This window comes from Gymnodinialimonas sp., assembly GCF_059726805.1.
Window position 1 is genome coordinate 3732916 of sequence record NZ_AP041059.1, and the last position, 15064, is coordinate 3747979.

The 15064-nt window shown below is 63.1% G+C and carries 22 protein-coding genes; 3 read left to right on the forward strand and 19 right to left on the reverse strand.

Features of this window, described 5'->3' with window-relative positions; genetic code table 11:
- Nucleotides 1–32: 32 nt before the first annotated feature.
- The 17 genes from AC6I9R_RS18135 to AC6I9R_RS18215 all read right to left on the reverse strand — a co-directional run bounded on the left by AC6I9R_RS18135 (nt 33) and on the right by AC6I9R_RS18215 (nt 11187).
- Nucleotides 33–458 carry a DUF5333 domain-containing protein gene (locus tag AC6I9R_RS18135; RefSeq protein WP_461428853.1) on the reverse strand — a complete coding sequence of 142 codons (426 nt, stop codon included), beginning with the start codon at nt 456–458 and terminating at the stop codon, nt 33–35.
- Between the two features lie 121 nt (nt 459–579).
- Nucleotides 580–945: a hypothetical protein gene (locus tag AC6I9R_RS18140; RefSeq protein WP_461428854.1), complete on the reverse strand. Its 366-nt coding sequence runs from the start codon at nt 943–945 to the stop codon at nt 580–582.
- A complete protein-coding gene (locus tag AC6I9R_RS18145) occupies nt 942–1199 on the reverse strand; it encodes a hypothetical protein (protein WP_461428855.1) in 258 nt (85 codons plus the stop codon). The genes AC6I9R_RS18140 and AC6I9R_RS18145 overlap by 4 nt, the downstream gene beginning before the upstream one ends.
- Nucleotides 1200–1358: 159 nt before the next feature.
- Nucleotides 1359–1931 carry a hypothetical protein gene (locus tag AC6I9R_RS18150; protein WP_461428856.1) on the reverse strand — a complete coding sequence of 191 codons (573 nt, stop codon included), beginning with the start codon at nt 1929–1931 and terminating at the stop codon, nt 1359–1361.
- A gap of 86 nt (nt 1932–2017) precedes the next feature.
- Complete coding sequence (locus AC6I9R_RS18155; protein WP_461428857.1) at nt 2018–2209, reverse strand: hypothetical protein; 192 nt, start codon at nt 2207–2209, stop codon at nt 2018–2020.
- A 13-nt stretch (nt 2210–2222) separates the two neighbouring features.
- A complete protein-coding gene (locus AC6I9R_RS18160) occupies nt 2223–2672 on the reverse strand; it encodes a DUF3291 domain-containing protein (protein WP_461428858.1) in 450 nt (149 codons plus the stop codon).
- Complete coding sequence (nuoF, locus tag AC6I9R_RS18165) at nt 2669–3964, reverse strand: NADH-quinone oxidoreductase subunit NuoF (RefSeq protein ID WP_461428859.1); 1296 nt, start codon at nt 3962–3964, stop codon at nt 2669–2671. The genes AC6I9R_RS18160 and nuoF overlap by 4 nt, the downstream gene beginning before the upstream one ends.
- A 6-nt stretch (nt 3965–3970) precedes the next feature.
- Nucleotides 3971–4282, reverse strand: a complete 312-nt coding sequence (locus AC6I9R_RS18170) for a DUF5337 domain-containing protein (protein ID WP_461428860.1) — start codon at nt 4280–4282, stop codon at nt 3971–3973.
- A gap of 21 nt (nt 4283–4303) precedes the next feature.
- On the reverse strand, nt 4304–5080 hold the full coding sequence (locus AC6I9R_RS18175; RefSeq protein ID WP_461428861.1) for a helix-hairpin-helix domain-containing protein: 777 nt from the start codon (nt 5078–5080) through the stop codon (nt 4304–4306).
- Between the two features lie 133 nt (nt 5081–5213).
- Nucleotides 5214–6386, reverse strand: a complete 1173-nt coding sequence (locus AC6I9R_RS18180) for an NADH-quinone oxidoreductase subunit E (RefSeq protein ID WP_461428862.1) — start codon at nt 6384–6386, stop codon at nt 5214–5216.
- Nucleotides 6387–6506: 120 nt separating this feature from the next.
- On the reverse strand, nt 6507–7325 hold the full coding sequence (locus AC6I9R_RS18185; RefSeq protein ID WP_461428863.1) for a hypothetical protein: 819 nt from the start codon (nt 7323–7325) through the stop codon (nt 6507–6509).
- A gap of 285 nt (nt 7326–7610) precedes the next feature.
- On the reverse strand, nt 7611–7952 hold the full coding sequence (locus tag AC6I9R_RS18190) for a hypothetical protein (protein WP_461428864.1): 342 nt from the start codon (nt 7950–7952) through the stop codon (nt 7611–7613).
- Nucleotides 7953–8065: 113 nt separating this feature from the next.
- Entirely contained in the window at nt 8066–9304 is a 1239-nt protein-coding gene (locus AC6I9R_RS18195) for an NADH-quinone oxidoreductase subunit D (protein WP_461428865.1), read from the reverse strand.
- Nucleotides 9301–9729, reverse strand: a complete 429-nt coding sequence (locus AC6I9R_RS18200; RefSeq protein ID WP_461428866.1) for a GFA family protein — start codon at nt 9727–9729, stop codon at nt 9301–9303. The genes AC6I9R_RS18195 and AC6I9R_RS18200 overlap by 4 nt, the downstream gene beginning before the upstream one ends.
- Entirely contained in the window at nt 9726–10337 is a 612-nt protein-coding gene (locus AC6I9R_RS18205; protein ID WP_461428867.1) for an NADH-quinone oxidoreductase subunit C, read from the reverse strand. The genes AC6I9R_RS18200 and AC6I9R_RS18205 overlap by 4 nt, the downstream gene beginning before the upstream one ends.
- Nucleotides 10337–10657, reverse strand: coding sequence for an antibiotic biosynthesis monooxygenase (locus AC6I9R_RS18210; RefSeq protein WP_461428868.1), 321 nt, complete (start codon nt 10655–10657; stop codon nt 10337–10339). The genes AC6I9R_RS18205 and AC6I9R_RS18210 overlap by 1 nt, the downstream gene beginning before the upstream one ends.
- Nucleotides 10654–11187 carry a NuoB/complex I 20 kDa subunit family protein gene (locus AC6I9R_RS18215; RefSeq protein ID WP_461428869.1) on the reverse strand — a complete coding sequence of 178 codons (534 nt, stop codon included), beginning with the start codon at nt 11185–11187 and terminating at the stop codon, nt 10654–10656. Before AC6I9R_RS18215 ends, AC6I9R_RS18210 begins: the two co-directional genes overlap by 4 nt.
- A gap of 230 nt (nt 11188–11417) precedes the next feature.
- Here AC6I9R_RS18215 and AC6I9R_RS18220 point away from each other — a divergent pair, with 230 nt between their 5' ends.
- The 3 genes from AC6I9R_RS18220 (at nt 11418) to AC6I9R_RS18230 (ending at nt 13610) form a co-directional block, all read left to right on the forward strand.
- Nucleotides 11418–12404, forward strand: coding sequence for a DUF3137 domain-containing protein (locus AC6I9R_RS18220; RefSeq protein WP_461428870.1), 987 nt, complete (start codon nt 11418–11420; stop codon nt 12402–12404).
- Between the two features lie 320 nt (nt 12405–12724).
- Nucleotides 12725–13264 carry an SRPBCC family protein gene (locus tag AC6I9R_RS18225; RefSeq protein ID WP_461428872.1) on the forward strand — a complete coding sequence of 180 codons (540 nt, stop codon included), beginning with the start codon at nt 12725–12727 and terminating at the stop codon, nt 13262–13264.
- Nucleotides 13265–13436: 172 nt separating this feature from the next.
- Nucleotides 13437–13610 (forward strand): hypothetical protein, encoded by a 174-nt coding sequence (locus AC6I9R_RS18230; RefSeq protein ID WP_461428873.1) that lies wholly within the window; start codon nt 13437–13439, stop codon nt 13608–13610.
- A 60-nt stretch (nt 13611–13670) separates the two neighbouring features.
- On the opposite strand, the gene AC6I9R_RS18235 is transcribed toward AC6I9R_RS18230, so the two are convergent.
- Complete coding sequence (locus AC6I9R_RS18235) at nt 13671–14198, reverse strand: phytanoyl-CoA dioxygenase family protein (protein WP_461428874.1); 528 nt, start codon at nt 14196–14198, stop codon at nt 13671–13673.
- A gap of 478 nt (nt 14199–14676) precedes the next feature.
- Nucleotides 14677–15042, reverse strand: coding sequence for an NADH-quinone oxidoreductase subunit A (locus AC6I9R_RS18240; RefSeq protein ID WP_461428875.1), 366 nt, complete (start codon nt 15040–15042; stop codon nt 14677–14679).
- Nucleotides 15043–15064: the final 22 nt, after the last annotated feature.

Genomic DNA, 15064 nt, shown 5'->3' on the forward strand with positions numbered 1-15064 from the left:
CATCCGCGCGACCGTCAGACCCGCTTCTACCCCTACCGGAGCAATCTGCCAATTGGCGTGCCTGCGGTAATTTCGTCGCGCCCTATGCGACAGACGGCCTCTGCATCGGTATGGCTGACACCGCGCGCCGCAAACCAGCCGTGCATCACCTCGCGGTAGCGCTGCTGTTCGCCGCGATCGTCAATGAATGCGTAGATGTCGCTGCGCGAAACACCCAGCTCCAGGCCCCGGTCGCCCAATCCTTCGGCGAATCCCAGCGCGCGCATCAGGCGCGGGCTGATGTCATCGCAGACGTTCTGGATATGGCGGCCCACGGCAATAACCGTCAGGCCCTGGTGGATCTCGGGGTCATCGCGCAGCACCTGCCAGCGGTCGGCTTGGGCGTGGCCCAGTGTCGTGAAAAGACCGGTCGCCAAAAGTACGCCAGCGACGGCCACAATACGGAAGGGAGTAATCATCTTTTTTTGGTTCCTTGAAGGTCTCTGCCCGTCTTCCCGACGCCTTCAATGCAGCCAAGTTCTGCGGTTATTCAATGTCACAAAGCAGTTATTGCCCGGATCGGCGCTATTCCGCCCCGGATCAGCCGCCTGCGGCACCGTCCAGCACGTCGCAGCCCGCCGCCGACCAAACGCCCGCGTCGCCCGACTCTCTCCAGCCGAAAAACAGCGGCACCTGGGGGGTCGCTTGATCGAGGCAATGGGCCTCCAGCGCCTCAAGCGCCGCGTCGCGCGCCTCAAACGGCACCGCACGGCCATTGACCGTGCGCACGACCAGCCCGCCCTGAATGGGCGTCGGCTCGATCACTGTGCCATCGGGCAAGGCCACGGGATTGAAGATCGTCACATCGGCGTCCGGGACGACGCGCAGCGGACCGATGGATGTCACATAGACCTGGGGCGTCACGCAGGCGGCCAGCACCAGCGGAGCTGCCCAGGCCAATCTCATAGCCGCACGCCCCAGAAGGTAACGATCAGCCAGACCAAAAGGGTCAGGAACAACAGCGCCAGCACGATGTAGATCGCTGATTCCATCCGCTCAGGCGTGTTGAGGACAATCGCGATGCCCGAGGCGACCATGCCGCCGACAACCGCGCCCAGAATGCCGCCCCCCAAACCCCATTGCCCATAAAAGATCGCCGCGCCCAGAACGGCGCAGGTGAGGTAGATCAATGCCAGAGAATACCAGTAAACACGCACCATCGCGCTGCCCTTTGCCCTTTACCTCGCCGGGTCAATGCGCGCACGCTCGCCCGGTCATTCTGGGGCAAATGTACGAAAATCAGGGAATCTCAGCAAGATGACGCGGATTTGGGCCGCCCGGGGGTGAGTCCGTGCGGCCACAGGCGGCCCGTATTGGCCTCAGTTGCTCGCCACGGTGGGGAAGGCGAAGAAGGCCAGGTCGATGCCGTCGCGCAGGTCGTGGTCAATTGCGCTGACCCATTCGGTCATCGGCTCATCCGCGATCAGCAGGGCCAAGGTGCCCGAAGGGTCCTCGCTGAGCATGAGGGTGCCGTCCATTTCAATATCGACCGTTTGATACGGCACTATGCCAAAATCGAATCCGTCGCCGGTTTCGTTGTCGTTGGCCGTTGCCACCAGCAGCATTTGCACCGGCTCCGAGAACAGCAGCGTGATGTTGGACCCGGTATGGATCGCGTCGTAGTCTTGGCCCAGGTCGTCGAAGCCCTGATCGTTATCCATGTTGGTGTATCCGGTGAAAATCCCGTCACCGTTGGTGGAATTGGCGATATATTCGATGCCGTTCGAGGTGCCCATGGCCTGCTCCACAAAGTTGACGCGCACAGGATCGCCCAATTGATCCAGAGTGAAGGTCAACTCGCGCTGCAACAGATCCTCAATCGATTGCGCCTGGGCGGCGGCAGACAGCGATAAAAGGGCGGCAGTGGCGGCGATGAAGGGGGAAACGCGCATAAGAACCTCTTTGAATTGGTGTTTCAATGGGCGCAAACTATCAAAGTGATTGGCGCTTTCAGCTACGGAAATCCGGAAGGCCTGAGCTAGGCCTTCACCCGCGTTTGCGTCAGCCGGGACAGGCCCGCCACAAGGCGCGCCCAGACCCCGGCCAAACCGCCCATCAGTTCCGGCGGCAGCGCGCCACTTGGGGCGGTGTCCGCCGCAGCGGCGGTCACGCGCACGCGGTCCTCCGCCTCGCGCATCAACAACTTCGCATCCAAAGAACCATGGCACATCGGCGCGCTCCCTTCAGGCTGGCACGGTCAATGAAAAGGTGCCCGGAAGCGGCGCGCCGGCGATCTGGGCCTCGTACCGGCTGCGTGCCTCGGCCATGCTCGGCAATTGGCCTGCGGGCACAGGCCACAGAACATGGCCGCGGTTTTCACTGGGCTCAAACCACGCATCGCCCCGTTTGAAGAAGGCGCCATGCACGGTCTGATAAACAAACGCCCGCAGATGCTCGACGCTTTCCCAGACAGAGAATGAGGCGATCAGGCGCGGATTTTCTTCGAAAATCGTCCACCCCGCTGCGCGCGCCACCGCGCCTTCATCGACCTGGCGCCAGACAAACCCGGGGCTGCGCTCGGCCAGGGGATTGACCTTGGGCACGGCGCTGACGAAGGGCTCCACCAGCGGGTCGCCGATGGGCGCGCGCAGGGTGGCCCAGTTGAGGTGGGCGATATGCGTATCGCCGCTCACTCCGCCGCGATCTCGACCGTGCCGCCGCGCTTGACGCGGATGCGGTCCTCGATCTCGTCGCGGAAGTTGCGGATCAGGCCCTGGATCGGCCAGGCCGCCGCGTCGCCGAGCGCGCAGATCGTGTGGCCTTCGACCTGCTTGGTGACGTCGAAGAGCATGTCGATTTCCTCAACCTGCGCCTCCCCCTTCACCAGACGCTCCATCACCCGCATCATCCAGCCGGTGCCTTCGCGGCAGGGCGTGCACTGGCCGCACGACTCGTGCTTGTAGAAGGCCGCGAGCCGCCAGATCGCCTTGATCATGTCCGTCGAGTTATCCATCACGATCACCGCCGCCGTGCCCAGGCCCGATTGCAGATCGTTGCGCAGGTAGTCGAAATCCATGATCGCGTCGCGCATGTTCTCACCGCGCACACACGGCACGGAGGAGCCACCTGGGATCACCGCCTTGAGGTTGTCCCAGCCGCCCCGGATGCCGCCGCAGTGGGTCTCGATCAGCTCTTCAAACGAGATGCTCATCGCCTCTTCCACGACGCAGGGCTGGTTTACGTGGCCGGAGATCGCGAACAGCTTCGTGCCCGCATTGTTCGGCCGGCCGAAGCCCGCAAACCACTCCGCACCGCGACGCAGGATGGTGGGGACGACGGCGATTGATTCGACGTTGTTGACCGTGGTGGGGCACCCATAGAGACCCGCGCCCGCCGGGAACGGCGGCTTCATCCGGGGCATGCCCTTGCGGCCTTCCAGCGATTCCAGAAGCGCCGTTTCCTCACCGCAGATATACGCCCCCGCGCCGTGGGCGAGGTACAGGTCAAAGTCCCAGCCGGACTTCGCGGCGTTCTTGCCAAGAAGCCCGTCCTCATAGGCCTCGTCAATCGCGGCCTGCAGCGCCTCCCGCTCGCGGATATACTCGCCGCGAATGTAGATGTAGCAAGCGTTGGCGTTCATCGCGAAGCTCGCGATCAGGCAGCCCTCGATCAGCGTGTGGGGATCATTGCGCATGATCTCCCGATCCTTACAGGTCCCGGGCTCGCTCTCGTCAGCGTTCACCACCAGATAAGCCGGGCGCCCGTCGCTTTCCTTGGGCATGAACGACCACTTCAGACCCGTCGGGAAACCCGCGCCGCCGCGACCGCGCAGGCCCGACGCCTTCATGATCTCCACGATCTTGTCGCGCCCCAGACCGATCAGATCCTTCGTGCCGTCCCAATGGCCCCGGGCCTTGGCCCCCGCAAGGGTGCGGTCGTGCATGCCGTAGATATTGGTGAAAATCCGGTCTTTATCCTGCAACATCGGCTGTCATCCCTGGTCGTCGCGCGTGCGCTTGCGTTCTCGGTACACCCAATACGTCACGACGAGCGCCCAGACCAGTGCCGCAAACGCCGCAATGTCGAAGAGGAACAGGAACCGCACCGGCCATTCCATCTCGCCACCGATGTATTGCAGACCCATCCACAGGATCATCGTGACCGCCATAACAACTGCCGCCCGCCTGATTTGGCGCACCAACGCGTGCTCACGCTCGGATGGGGGTTTGCTGTTTGGCATCGCGGGGCAGCCTACTGCGGCGGGCCATGGGGCGGGAGGGGGATGCGCGACTTGGCCGCACATCCTATCGGTGGTCGTGGCGGGTCAATAGACGTCGCCGTCGTCGACCTTCTTGGAGAACTCCGTCTCGCCGCCCGAGGCAAGAAGCTTGGCCTGATCAACCCAGGTATCGCGGGTCACGCGGCCCTTGAAGCCTTCCAGGTTCTGATCCACCCAGCGCACCTCTTCCGCGGTCCAGGCGGCGATTTGATCAAAGTGGTAGAAGCCCAAGGAGTTGCACAGCTTCTCCATCTTCGGGCCCACGCCCTTGATCCGCTTGAGGTCATCCGCCGTGCCGCCACGCGGGCCGTCCAGGGCCTCGGGACGGGTGCCTTCGCCCCCGGCATCCGCCTCATCCGCAGCGGCAGGCGTAGCGGCGGCGCTGGCTGCGGCAGCAGCGGCGGCATCGGCCTCCGCCTTGGCGGCGGCATCGGCTTCGGCTTTTGCCGCGGCAGCGGCCCGGTCAGCTTCCGCTTTCGCCGCAGCCGCATCAGCCGCAGAGGTATCGGCGGCAGGTGCTGCCGCAGGTGCCGGTGCCGGTGCTGGAGTGGATGCCAGAGTGGATGCCGGTGCAGCCGCAGCCGTCGCCCCGGCGGATCCATTCACGCCCGCCGATCCCGCCTGGACCGGCCCCGCGGACCCTCGGCACATCATCAACGTCAGCAGGGCACCCAGGATCAGGAAACACAAAACGCCCATGAAAGCGCCCTGCATGAAGCTCCAGCCGCCCAGGCCCCACAGGGCCGCCGCCGCAAAACAGCCCACCAGAAGGGCAATGCCCCACGTCCACGCCAGGCATTCCACCCCATTGGATTTGTTCATGATTTGACCCCCAAGTTCGCCAATCGTTATTTGTCGAACACGACACTAGCGCACGATGGCGCGGGAGTCTTCCACCGAGTTGACATTTTGCCGCAGGCCCTGTGGGCGCTTGGGCACACCTATGAGCCGGCGCTCAGGCCTCGGCCGCGAACGCCGCCGCCTGGCTGACCCAATCGTCGCGCTCGATCCGGCCCTTGAACTTCAGGCGCGCATCAACCCAGGCGATTTCCGAGGGGCCCCAGGCCGCGATCTGGTCGAAGTGGTAGAAGCCCAACTCATTGAGCACGCCCTCCAGCTTCGGCCCAACGCCCGAGATCCGCTTGAGGTCATCGGCCCCGCCCGCGCGGGCCTCCGTCAACAACTCCGGCGCCTGCTCTTCCACCTCAGCCGCAGGGGCAGGCGCCGCCTTGGGCGTCGCGGCAGCCTTGGGCTTGGCGGCGGCCTTTGTTGCGGCGTCAGGCTCGGATTTCGACACCGGCTTTGCCGCTGATTTGGCCGGGGCCTCGGCCTTCGTCGCCCCCGTTGCATCCGCCGGGCGGTCCTTGGCGCGGTTTGCGGGCGTGGGGCGCTCTGCCACCTCCGGCAAGCCGTCGCCCGACTGCCGCCCCCAGGGCGCCAGCAACGGCACCTCTGTCCCGTCGATGCGCTTGATCGTATCGCCCAAGTCTTCCGCCATCCGCGCCGAGATGTTCAACGCGTCGCGCCCGGCCTCATGCTCGGTCAAAGATGTCAGCCCGCCCTCAGGCTCCGAGGCATAGCGCCCGTTCTGCGGCCCCGGTGTCGGCACCTCACCGCGCGCCATGGCGTCGATGATCCCGGCGAAGCTTTCCGCCGTCAGATCCTCATAGTAATCCTTGCCGATCTGGGCCATCGGCGCGTTGGAACACGCCCCCAGACACTCGACCTCTTCCCAGCTGAACTTGCCGTCCGCGCTGATCTGATGGGGCTTGGCGGCGATCTTCTCCTTCGCCACCGCCACCAGGTCCTCGGCCCCGCAGATCATGCACGACAGGGTCCCGCAGATCTGGATATGCGCCACCGCGCCCACGGGCGCGAGCTGGAACATGAAGTAGAACGTCGCCACCTCCAGCGCACGAATATGCGCGAGGTCCAGCATGTCGGCCACGGTTTCAATCGCCGGACGGGTCAACCACCCCTCCTGCTCCTGCGCACGCCACAACAGAGGAATGATCGCCGAGGCCTGGCGCCCCTCGGGATACTTGGTGATCTGAGCCTCCGCCCAAGCCTGATTTTCAGGCGTGAAAGCAAAGCTATCGGGTTGCTCGGGGTGGAGGCGTCGCAGCATCTTTGTCGTCCCTGGCGGTCAGTCGTCGGGGATGGTTTCGCGCAAACGCGCCGGGATGTCCATGCGCGCCGCAGCCGCAGGCGCGCAGATTGCGCGGGAACGGCCCGGCCGTGCCGCGCCTCAGGGCAGTGCCGCCACCATCTCCCGCCGTTCCGCGGCTGTGGCCGCGCACACGGCCTCGGGGGCGACAAAGACCTGGCCGACCAACTCGATCAGACCCGCATCAACCAAAGGCGTCTCGACGCTGGCGAAGGGATCTTCCAGTTCCAGGTCAAAAAGGCCCCGCAAAAGGTCGTCGGTCAGCGCCTGACACTCCCGACCCACAACCGCCTCCAGCATCAGCACCCGCGCGCCCGTCAGGTTTACGATGAAATCCAGACGGTTCAGCCTGCCAAGCTCCAGCATATCCGGCACCTGCGACGCAAACCGGACCAGGGTCGGGTCGGTGGCGTTACACACCCGGTCCGAGGCGACAACGCCGCCCAAGTCGCCGATAATGCGTACGAAATGCAGCTCATCAAGCGTCGCAAGATGCCCCATGATCTCGGCCCTAGGGCCCAGCGGCTCCAGCAGGTCATCGGCCTGCACCTCGCTGATCATGCAACCGTTGTCGCGGATCGCAGTCATCGTGGCCACCAGGCTTGGCGAGGCCTCCGGCAGATCCGCCACCTGATCGGCGCAAGATCCCCCGGTGATCACCAGGCTGTTGCCCGCAAGCTGGATCAGCCCGGCGTTCAGCAATTCGTCGCCCACCGCATTGGCCGTCAACCCGCGCGCCTCAATGGCCGCCAGAAACTCCGCCTCCCGGTCCTGGGTCACGACGCAGCCCCCCTCGGCCAATTCTTCCATAATCTCCAGCGCGGCCGCCGATTGGGCCTGCGCCAGGGAAGGGAGGAGGCCAGCACAAAGCAGCCCGGCAAAAACAGAAGCAAATCGCATGGAAGGGGAACCTTTTGGGAAAACAGTAGTCGCAAAATAAGTAGGGCGTCTTTCTTGACGCAATGCAAGAAAGACGCCCTCGCCCGGGCCGGACCCCTTCTTTCCGCCGGGCTAACGGGGGCGAACCTTTCGGGACGTCGGAAGAGGTGCCGCCGCAAACCGTAACCGCTTATGGCGGGGGCTTGCGGGAAGGGGATGGCGCTTCCGGATCGTCGTCAGGCTCGGGTATCTCTGGGTCCAATCTGACCGCAGCGGGCCCCGCCCACAACTAAGGGATTCCGTAGCTTACTCGGCCTGGGCCGGCGTGGTCTCATCCCCCGGTTGCGCGTCCAGCGCCGCGCCGGTGCACAGCCCCCACCCCGTCAGGGTCATCGTCCCCTCCCCGCTCGGGCGCAGATAGCCGTCGCGCATCAGCGGCACCGCCATCTGCGGAAACTGAGCATTCTCCAGCCCCGCCGCTTCCAACAACGGGTTCACATCGTCCTGGTGCAGCACACAGCCCTGCGCGGCGATGGCCTCGGCCAGCACGAAACCGGGATGATCCGCGGGCACCACGGCCTGGGCGCTAACAGCAAACGGAGCACCTGCGAGGAGCGCAGCGAGGAGGGGGTGAAAAAATCGGGTCAAAGCGAGGCGTCCTTCATCTGGGGTCGCGCCAACTCTACCACGCCGCCCCAATAGCAAAAGGGCAGGCAACCCTCCGGTCCCCTGCCCTTCTAAATCACAAAGCCGTAAGGCACTTACCTGTCGACTTCCCCAAACACGATGTCGAGCGAGCCCAACACAGCCGACACATCCGCCAGCTGGTGCCCTTTGCACAGGTGATCCATCGCCTGCAGATGCGCGAACCCCGGCGCGCGCAGCTTGGCGCGGTAGGGCTTGTTGGTGCCATCGGCCACCAGGAACACGCCGAACTCGCCCTTGGGCGCTTCGACACAGGCGTAGATCTCGCCCTCGGGCACGTGGAAGCCTTCGGTATAAAGCTTGAAGTGGTGGATCAGCGCCTCCATCGAGGTCTTCATGTCCCCCCGCGTCGGCGGCGACATCTTGCCCCGCGCCATCACCTCGCCGGGCTCATTGCGCAGCTTTTCCACCGCCTGATGGATGATCTTCGTCGATTCGCGCATCTCCGCCATCCGGCAGAGGTAGCGGTCATAACAATCGCCGTTCTTGCCCACCGGGATCTGGAACTCGAACTCGTCATAGCACTCATAGGGCTGCGCGCGGCGCAGGTCCCAGGCAAAGCCCGAGCCGCGCACCATCACGCCCGAGAACCCCCAGTTCTGGATGTCTTCCTCCGTCACCACGCCGATATCAACGTTGCGCTGCTTGAAGATCCGGTTCTCCGAGAGCAGCCCGTCGATATCGTCGAGCATCTGCGGAAATTCCGTGGCCCAGGTATCGATGTCCTCGATCAACTCGGGCGGCAGGTCACGATGCACGCCGCCGGGCCGGAAATACGCCGCGTGCAGACGCGCGCCGGAGGCCCGCTCGTAGAACACCATCAGCTTCTCACGCTCTTCAAAGCCCCAAAGCGGCGGCGTCAGCGCGCCCACGTCGAGCGCCTGTGTCGTCACGTTCAGCAGGTGGTTCAGGATCCGCCCGATCTCGCAATAGAGCACCCGGATCAATTGCGCGCGGCGCGGCACCTCGGTGCCCGTCATCCGCTCAATCGCCAGACACCAGGCATGCTCCTGGTTCATCGTGCCCACGTAATCCAGCCGGTCGAAATACGGCAGGTTCTGCAGATACGTCCGGCTCTCCATCAACTTCTCGGTGCCCCGGTGCAGCAGCCCGATGTGCGGATCACAGCGCTCGCAAATCTCACCGTCCAGCTCCAGCACCAGACGCAACACGCCATGGGCGGCGGGGTGCTGGGGGCCGAAGTTGATGTTGAAGTTGCGGATCTTCTGTTCGCCGGTCTCAAAATCAGTCGAGCCGTCGTCATAGGTGTTCGTGCGGATATCGCCGTCCATCATGTCGCATCCTCCTGCGGGGCGAACATGGCGAACACCTCCGCTTCGGTCATGGTTTTGCGCTGGCCCTCCAGCGCATAATTCGAAGGCTTCCGGTCGATAAAGACCTCGATGCCGATATTGAATTGAGATGGGTCTTCAAAGCATTGGATCGACACATGCTGGTTCGCGCCGTCCTGCGTCTGCCACAGCATGGAGGAGCCGCATTCGCCGCAGAACAGCCGCTCGCCCCATTCGCTGCCCTTGTAGCTCTTGACCGGTGTCCCTTCGGCAAATTGCACGCTATCGGCGCAATCGACCGACAGGTAGATGCCGCCGGTCCACTTCCGGCACATGCCGCAGTGGCACGCGCCCGCCCCCATGGGCCCGAGCGTGGCGGTGAAACGACACGCGCCGCACATGCAGCTGCCTGTCAGCGTCTCGCTCACGCCTTTTCCTCCGCCTTCTCGTCACCCGGCAGCACGTATTGCGCGCCCTCCCAGGGCGACATGAAATCAAACTGGCGGTACTCCTGCACCAGCGACACCGGCTCATAGACCACGCGCTTGAGTTCCTCGTCGTAGCGCACCTCGGTGTAGCCCGTCGTCGGGAAATCCTTGCGCAGCGGGTGGCCGCGGAAGCCGTAGTCCGTCAGCAGGCGGCGCAGGTCGGCGTGGCCGGTGAAGAGGATCCCGAACATGTCGTAGACCTCCCGCTCGTACCAACCGGCCCCGGGGTGCACGCCCGAGATCGACGGCAACGTGTCCTCTTCTCGGATCGCCGCGCGCACGCGGATCCGGTGGTTCTGGTACATGCTCAGGAAGTGGTAGACGACGTCAAACCGCCGGTCACGGCTTGGGTAATCCACCCCGGTGATGTCGATGAGCGTCGAGAACCGGCAGGTGCGGTCAGTCTTCAGGAAGTCGACAAACTCCACCATCTGCGCGGGCGCCACGGTGACGCTCAACTCGCCCATGGCGTTGATGTCGGTGGACACCACGTCGTCAGGGCGTTTCTCCGTCAGGTACTCGGCCAGTTCTTGCAGGGCTTGGGTCATCAGGCTGTCTCCAGCAACAATCGGTCATGGAACGTGGCGCGGGCGTCATGGGTGGCAAAGAACGGCACCATGAAATCCGGCAGGACAGTCTTGGCCGGATCCTCGCCCGCGAAACGGCGGATCGCGTCCATGCTCTCCCAGGTCATCAAAACGGTCACGCGGCAGGGATCGGCCTCGCGCTCGGCCAGGAACGTCACGTCGCGAAACCCCTCGACGCGGCGCACCGCCTCCAGGACGCGGGCGCGGTACGTCTGCACCCATTGCGCCAGGTTGGCCCGCGCCACGGTCGCTTCCCATTTGCGCACCACGACGTCGCTCATCGCGCAATCGTCCCGGTGCGGCGGATCTTCCGCTGCAACTGCAGGATGCCGTAAAGCAGCGCCTCTGCCGTCGGCGGGCAGCCGGGCACATAGATGTCCACCGGCACGATCCGGTCGCAGCCCCGCACGACGCTGTAGCTGTAGTGATAATACCCGCCGCCATTCGCGCAGGACCCCATGGAGATCACGTAGCGCGGCTCGGGCATCTGGTCGTAAACCTTGCGCAGCGCGGGTGCCATCTTGTTGGTCAGCGTGCCCGCCACGATCATCACGTCCGACTGACGAGGAGAGGCACGCGGCGCGATCCCAAACCGCTCGGCGTCGTAGCGGGGCATCGACGTGTGCATCATCTCCACCGCGCAACACGCCAGACCAAAGGTCATCCAGTGCAAGGATCCCGTGCGCGCCCAGTTGATGATGTCCTCGGACGAGGTCACCAGGAACCCCTTGTCCTGAAGCTCTGCGTTCAGGGCCTGGGTGGCGACCTCACGGTCAGCCCCTGCGGTGTTCGGAGTGGTTGCTACGCCCATCGTGGCTCATCCCTCAGTATCATTCGCTAAAGGGGATACGGCTGCAGCGCCCCGGGGTCAACGAGAGGCGGGCCTTTGGGCGGCGTGACCTTGTCGCACCCATGCCGCGATCCACTGCGGGAAACCCTGCCTTTGCCCCGCGTCCAAATCTGCGCAAACATCGCCCTATTCCCAACGGGCGGGTCCCCCTTCGCCCTTCACATCCCCCCGTTTTCCCAAGGCATCTTTCCATGAATTTCACCGAACGCAGCCCGCTGGAGCAGGGCTTCGCCCAAGTCTTCGCCGATGACGTCCAACCCACGCTCAACGAATTCGAGTTCGAGCGGAAGGCCGTCCTGAAAAAGACCTACCTCACCCTGGCCGCGATCTTTCTGCTCGCCGTGGCCGCCGTGGGCCTCGCCTATGTGATCTGGCAAGACCGCTACGTCGTCCCCGCCGTGCTGCTTTCGGCGATCTTCGGCGGGGCTGCGATGGTGGCCTCCTGGGGGCAGGCAGGCGGCACCTGGGGCGCGAAGATCAAGGACGTCGTCATGCCCGCGATCTGCACCCATGTGGGTGATCTGACCTACACGGCAGGCGGCAGCGCATTTTCCCTGCACACGATGAAGGACCTGCGCCTTCTGCCCAAACACGACAAAGCCGCGCTGCGCAGCCTTCTGCAAGGCACCCACAATGGCACCGGGTTCGAGATGGTCCACGCCACCCTCACCAGCACCTACACCGATCACAACGACCGCCGCCGCACGACCACCGACTTCCAGGGCCTGCTCTTTCGGATCGATCTGCCGGAACGCGCCCCCGGCCGCATCGCCCTGATGCGCGACCGCGGCGCCATCGGCAACAAACTGGCCGAAAAACTGGCCTTCGGCTCCACCCGCTCGCTTCCCAAAGTCACCTTCGACCACGCCGCTTTCGAGGCCGCATTCGAAGTTTACGCAGACGAGCCGGACGCCGCGAAAACCTTCCTCCCGGATCCCATGCTCGACGCGCTCCTGCAGATCGGCGACGCCCACGGACAGGGCCTCGGCGCAAAATCCTACGTCGCCGGGTTCCAGGGCCACTCCTTCTACATGGCCCTGCAACGGCAAGGCAGCTTCATGAAAATGGGCCGCCTGACCGAACCCGTGGACGAGATCGAGGACGACCTGCACGGCATCTTCGACGACATCGCCCTCGGCCACCAAATCATCGACCGCCTGACCCTAGCGGGGGCTTGAGGGGCAAAACACCCATCACACTCACCAGAAGCCCGTACCCCAAAGAAAGCGCGCGACGTATGATGCGGCGTCGGTGACGGCTATGCGGGACAAAACTGCCGTTCACTCTGGCGGCGGCGAACATGTGTCTCGCAAAGAATTTCATATCGTATGCCGATTGCCAGGATCTGACATGAGCACCGGGATCGGATCGCTGGTCAAACACCAATGGCAACTGCCCTATGCAAATCGGGATCTAGACCATATTACTAGGGTGTTTGAACCCGTCGCCTTGCCCGGGAACTGGCAATGGCGCGCAGTTTTGAAAGGTCAGTTCGGCCATGCGTGAGCAGTCAGATCAGCGCTCAGAAAGCGTGGATTTCGACATGACGACGGAATGGACCTTTCGGGTGGAGCCCGAAGAACTGACGGCAATTGTTCTCGACCCGGAGCGGCTCGATCAGTGGTGTTCCAGAGTTTTCCTGAAAGCTGACGTGATCGAGAAGGGGCGCCCGGACGGATTGGGCATGAAGATGCATCTGCATGCGAAAGGGAAGTTGCCATTTTCTTTCGATTTTTTTGCAGAGATCACCGAACTGGTTCGCCACAAGTCCATGACAATCACACTGAACGGTGACTTCGAAGGCGTGGGCGAATCCCGCAGCGAGCCTATTGGCGACGGATTGTGCATTTCAAAAATGCGTTGGAAAGTGGATGTGCACCAACGGCAAATCAAACCCTTCCTTTTCATTCTGAAGCCGATCGGCAGACTAAATCACGATTGGGCTGTTCGGCGTGTCTGTATGCAACTTCAGAAAGAAATCGACAGGCGACGCGACGAATCGAAACTGCTCGAAAGAACGGAAGCGACGTCTCCTTAAGGTCATCCGAACTTTCGGCAATTCTGATGAACGGCCGCCTATGCAAAGTCAGCGCCGAACTTAGTTTGCGAGAACGAGACCAATCCACAGTTCTCGGTTGCTGTGGGCTCCAACCTAACATTCGACACTTCCTTCGGCTTACAGTGCCGACGCATCCTAAGGAGCAAAAAACATGGGCGAATTGCACGACCATCTGGCGGAAGTGGCCATGTCCCAGACCGGATACAACCATGAGCAGGCCTTTGCGTCGCTCATCCTGGCGGCAAAGGCAGTTGCGCGGGATAACAGGTTACCGCCCAGGCAGATGGTGCAGCTAGCCGCGAGAATAATCGACGAGAGTTCGTGACTGGAGCGCTGGGGGCAGCTCTGCGCGACGGATCCGCCGCTCCGCTTTCGGCCGCGGATATCAGACCTCGGCAGCCTGCCCGAGCCACGACAATGGGTGCGGCAACTCGGAACAAGAAAAATCAACCCGCAACACTCTTCGGCCGGACTGTCTTTGGGCAGGCTTGGAGCAATGCAGGGTAAGCATTTTGAGGATCAGCACATCCCCGCGTTTGGCCTCACATATCTCGGTTGGATAGGAATTGGCCGCGCTTTCTGCTTTCGCAGAAGGAACGACGCCACCCGCATGGCTTCCAAGGGCAATCTCCATCGCGCCATTTGATCGATCAGTGTCGTCGAGGTGGACGCGCACGAACAGCATCTGGTCCAAGACAGACTGCGGGGGTTCACAGTGCCAAGTGCCTGATTTCTTGGTCCAATTGTGATAGCCTGTGACATCTGACCGCTCGGCAACAGCGATGACCCGGTCCTGATGCCAGGGCACGCCCCAATTCGCACTTTCTGATTTATTGAATGCAACCACACGCACCGGCATCGCCCCGGGCGCTTGCTGCCGGATGGCGCGGACCAAGGAGCCGTCGGCGGACATCGCAGTATTCAATGCGGCTGAATTCTCAAGTCTTTGCCCCGGTTTGGAGGGGTCGGCTACAGCGCGATCAAGCAGCGCAAGGTCGCTACCCGAGATGGCGCCTCTCAGCCAAATCCGACCGCTCCTTTCAAACTCATGGTTTGGTGATTGATCGGACAAGATCCATACCTGCTCTCAACTTAGCCCATGAAACAGACCCTAGCTGCGTCGCCGAATGATGTCACTCTGGGCTCAAACCTGTTCCCTGCAATCGGATGCGCCTTGGCGCTCCGCCTCTCTGGGGCCAGCATGCGAAAGGCGGATCGCCCCATGCAGCGGCTTGGTCACGCGCTGTTAGGACGTTGGGGTGGGACCGGTTGCGACCCGGGGGCAGCGCGCAAATAAGGGGTTAACAAAGTGTAAACGAAATCGGCTTTATCGTTTTTGATCAATCACATAACGACTATGCTCAAGCTTGAGCACCCCGTCCGGGACAGGGCTACTCCCAGTCCAGCGCGCCCTTTTTCCACTCGTAGGCGAAGCCGATGGTCAGCACGCCCAGGAAGACCATCATCGACCAGAACGCGAGGTCGCTGAGGTCCGGGAAGGCGGTGGCCCAGGGGAACAGGAAGGCGATTTCCAGGTCGAAGATGATGAACAGGATCGCCACCAGATAGAACCGCACGTCAAACTTCATCCGCGCGTCGTCGAAGGCGTTGAACCCGCATTCGTAGGCGCTGACCTTTTCCGGGTCCGGATTGCTCACCGCCACGACCACCGCCGCCAGGATCAGCACCAGCGACAGGCCGATGGCCAGCCCGAGGAAGATCAGGATCGGGGCGTATTCAGTCAGCAGATCAGTCATGGTCGCTCCATGGAGGTGGTCT

Coding starts and splice junctions, on each gene's coding strand:
- AC6I9R_RS18135 (WP_461428853.1), bottom strand. CDS start 458: ATGATTACTCCCTTCCGTATTGTGGCCGTCGCTGGCGTACTTTTGGCG.
- AC6I9R_RS18140 (WP_461428854.1), bottom strand. CDS start 945: ATGAGATTGGCCTGGGCAGCTCCGCTGGTGCTGGCCGCCTGCGTGACG.
- AC6I9R_RS18145 (WP_461428855.1), bottom strand. CDS start 1,199: ATGGTGCGTGTTTACTGGTATTCTCTGGCATTGATCTACCTCACCTGC.
- AC6I9R_RS18150 (WP_461428856.1), bottom strand. CDS start 1,931: ATGCGCGTTTCCCCCTTCATCGCCGCCACTGCCGCCCTTTTATCGCTG.
- AC6I9R_RS18155 (WP_461428857.1), bottom strand. CDS start 2,209: ATGTGCCATGGTTCTTTGGATGCGAAGTTGTTGATGCGCGAGGCGGAG.
- nuoF (WP_461428859.1), bottom strand. CDS start 3,964: ATGTTGCAGGATAAAGACCGGATTTTCACCAATATCTACGGCATGCAC.
- AC6I9R_RS18170 (WP_461428860.1), bottom strand. CDS start 4,282: ATGTGCGGCCAAGTCGCGCATCCCCCTCCCGCCCCATGGCCCGCCGCA.
- AC6I9R_RS18175 (WP_461428861.1), bottom strand. CDS start 5,080: ATGAACAAATCCAATGGGGTGGAATGCCTGGCGTGGACGTGGGGCATT.
- AC6I9R_RS18180 (WP_461428862.1), bottom strand. CDS start 6,386: ATGCTGCGACGCCTCCACCCCGAGCAACCCGATAGCTTTGCTTTCACG.
- AC6I9R_RS18185 (WP_461428863.1), bottom strand. CDS start 7,325: ATGCGATTTGCTTCTGTTTTTGCCGGGCTGCTTTGTGCTGGCCTCCTC.
- AC6I9R_RS18195 (WP_461428865.1), bottom strand. CDS start 9,304: ATGATGGACGGCGATATCCGCACGAACACCTATGACGACGGCTCGACT.
- AC6I9R_RS18205 (WP_461428867.1), bottom strand. CDS start 10,337: ATGACCCAAGCCCTGCAAGAACTGGCCGAGTACCTGACGGAGAAACGC.
- AC6I9R_RS18210 (WP_461428868.1), bottom strand. CDS start 10,657: ATGAGCGACGTCGTGGTGCGCAAATGGGAAGCGACCGTGGCGCGGGCC.
- AC6I9R_RS18215 (WP_461428869.1), bottom strand. CDS start 11,187: ATGGGCGTAGCAACCACTCCGAACACCGCAGGGGCTGACCGTGAGGTC.
- AC6I9R_RS18220 (WP_461428870.1), top strand. CDS start 11,418: ATGAATTTCACCGAACGCAGCCCGCTGGAGCAGGGCTTCGCCCAAGTC.
- AC6I9R_RS18225 (WP_461428872.1), top strand. CDS start 12,725: ATGCGTGAGCAGTCAGATCAGCGCTCAGAAAGCGTGGATTTCGACATG.
- AC6I9R_RS18230 (WP_461428873.1), top strand. CDS start 13,437: ATGGGCGAATTGCACGACCATCTGGCGGAAGTGGCCATGTCCCAGACC.
- AC6I9R_RS18235 (WP_461428874.1), bottom strand. CDS start 14,198: ATGTCCGCCGACGGCTCCTTGGTCCGCGCCATCCGGCAGCAAGCGCCC.
- AC6I9R_RS18240 (WP_461428875.1), bottom strand. CDS start 15,042: ATGACTGATCTGCTGACTGAATACGCCCCGATCCTGATCTTCCTCGGG.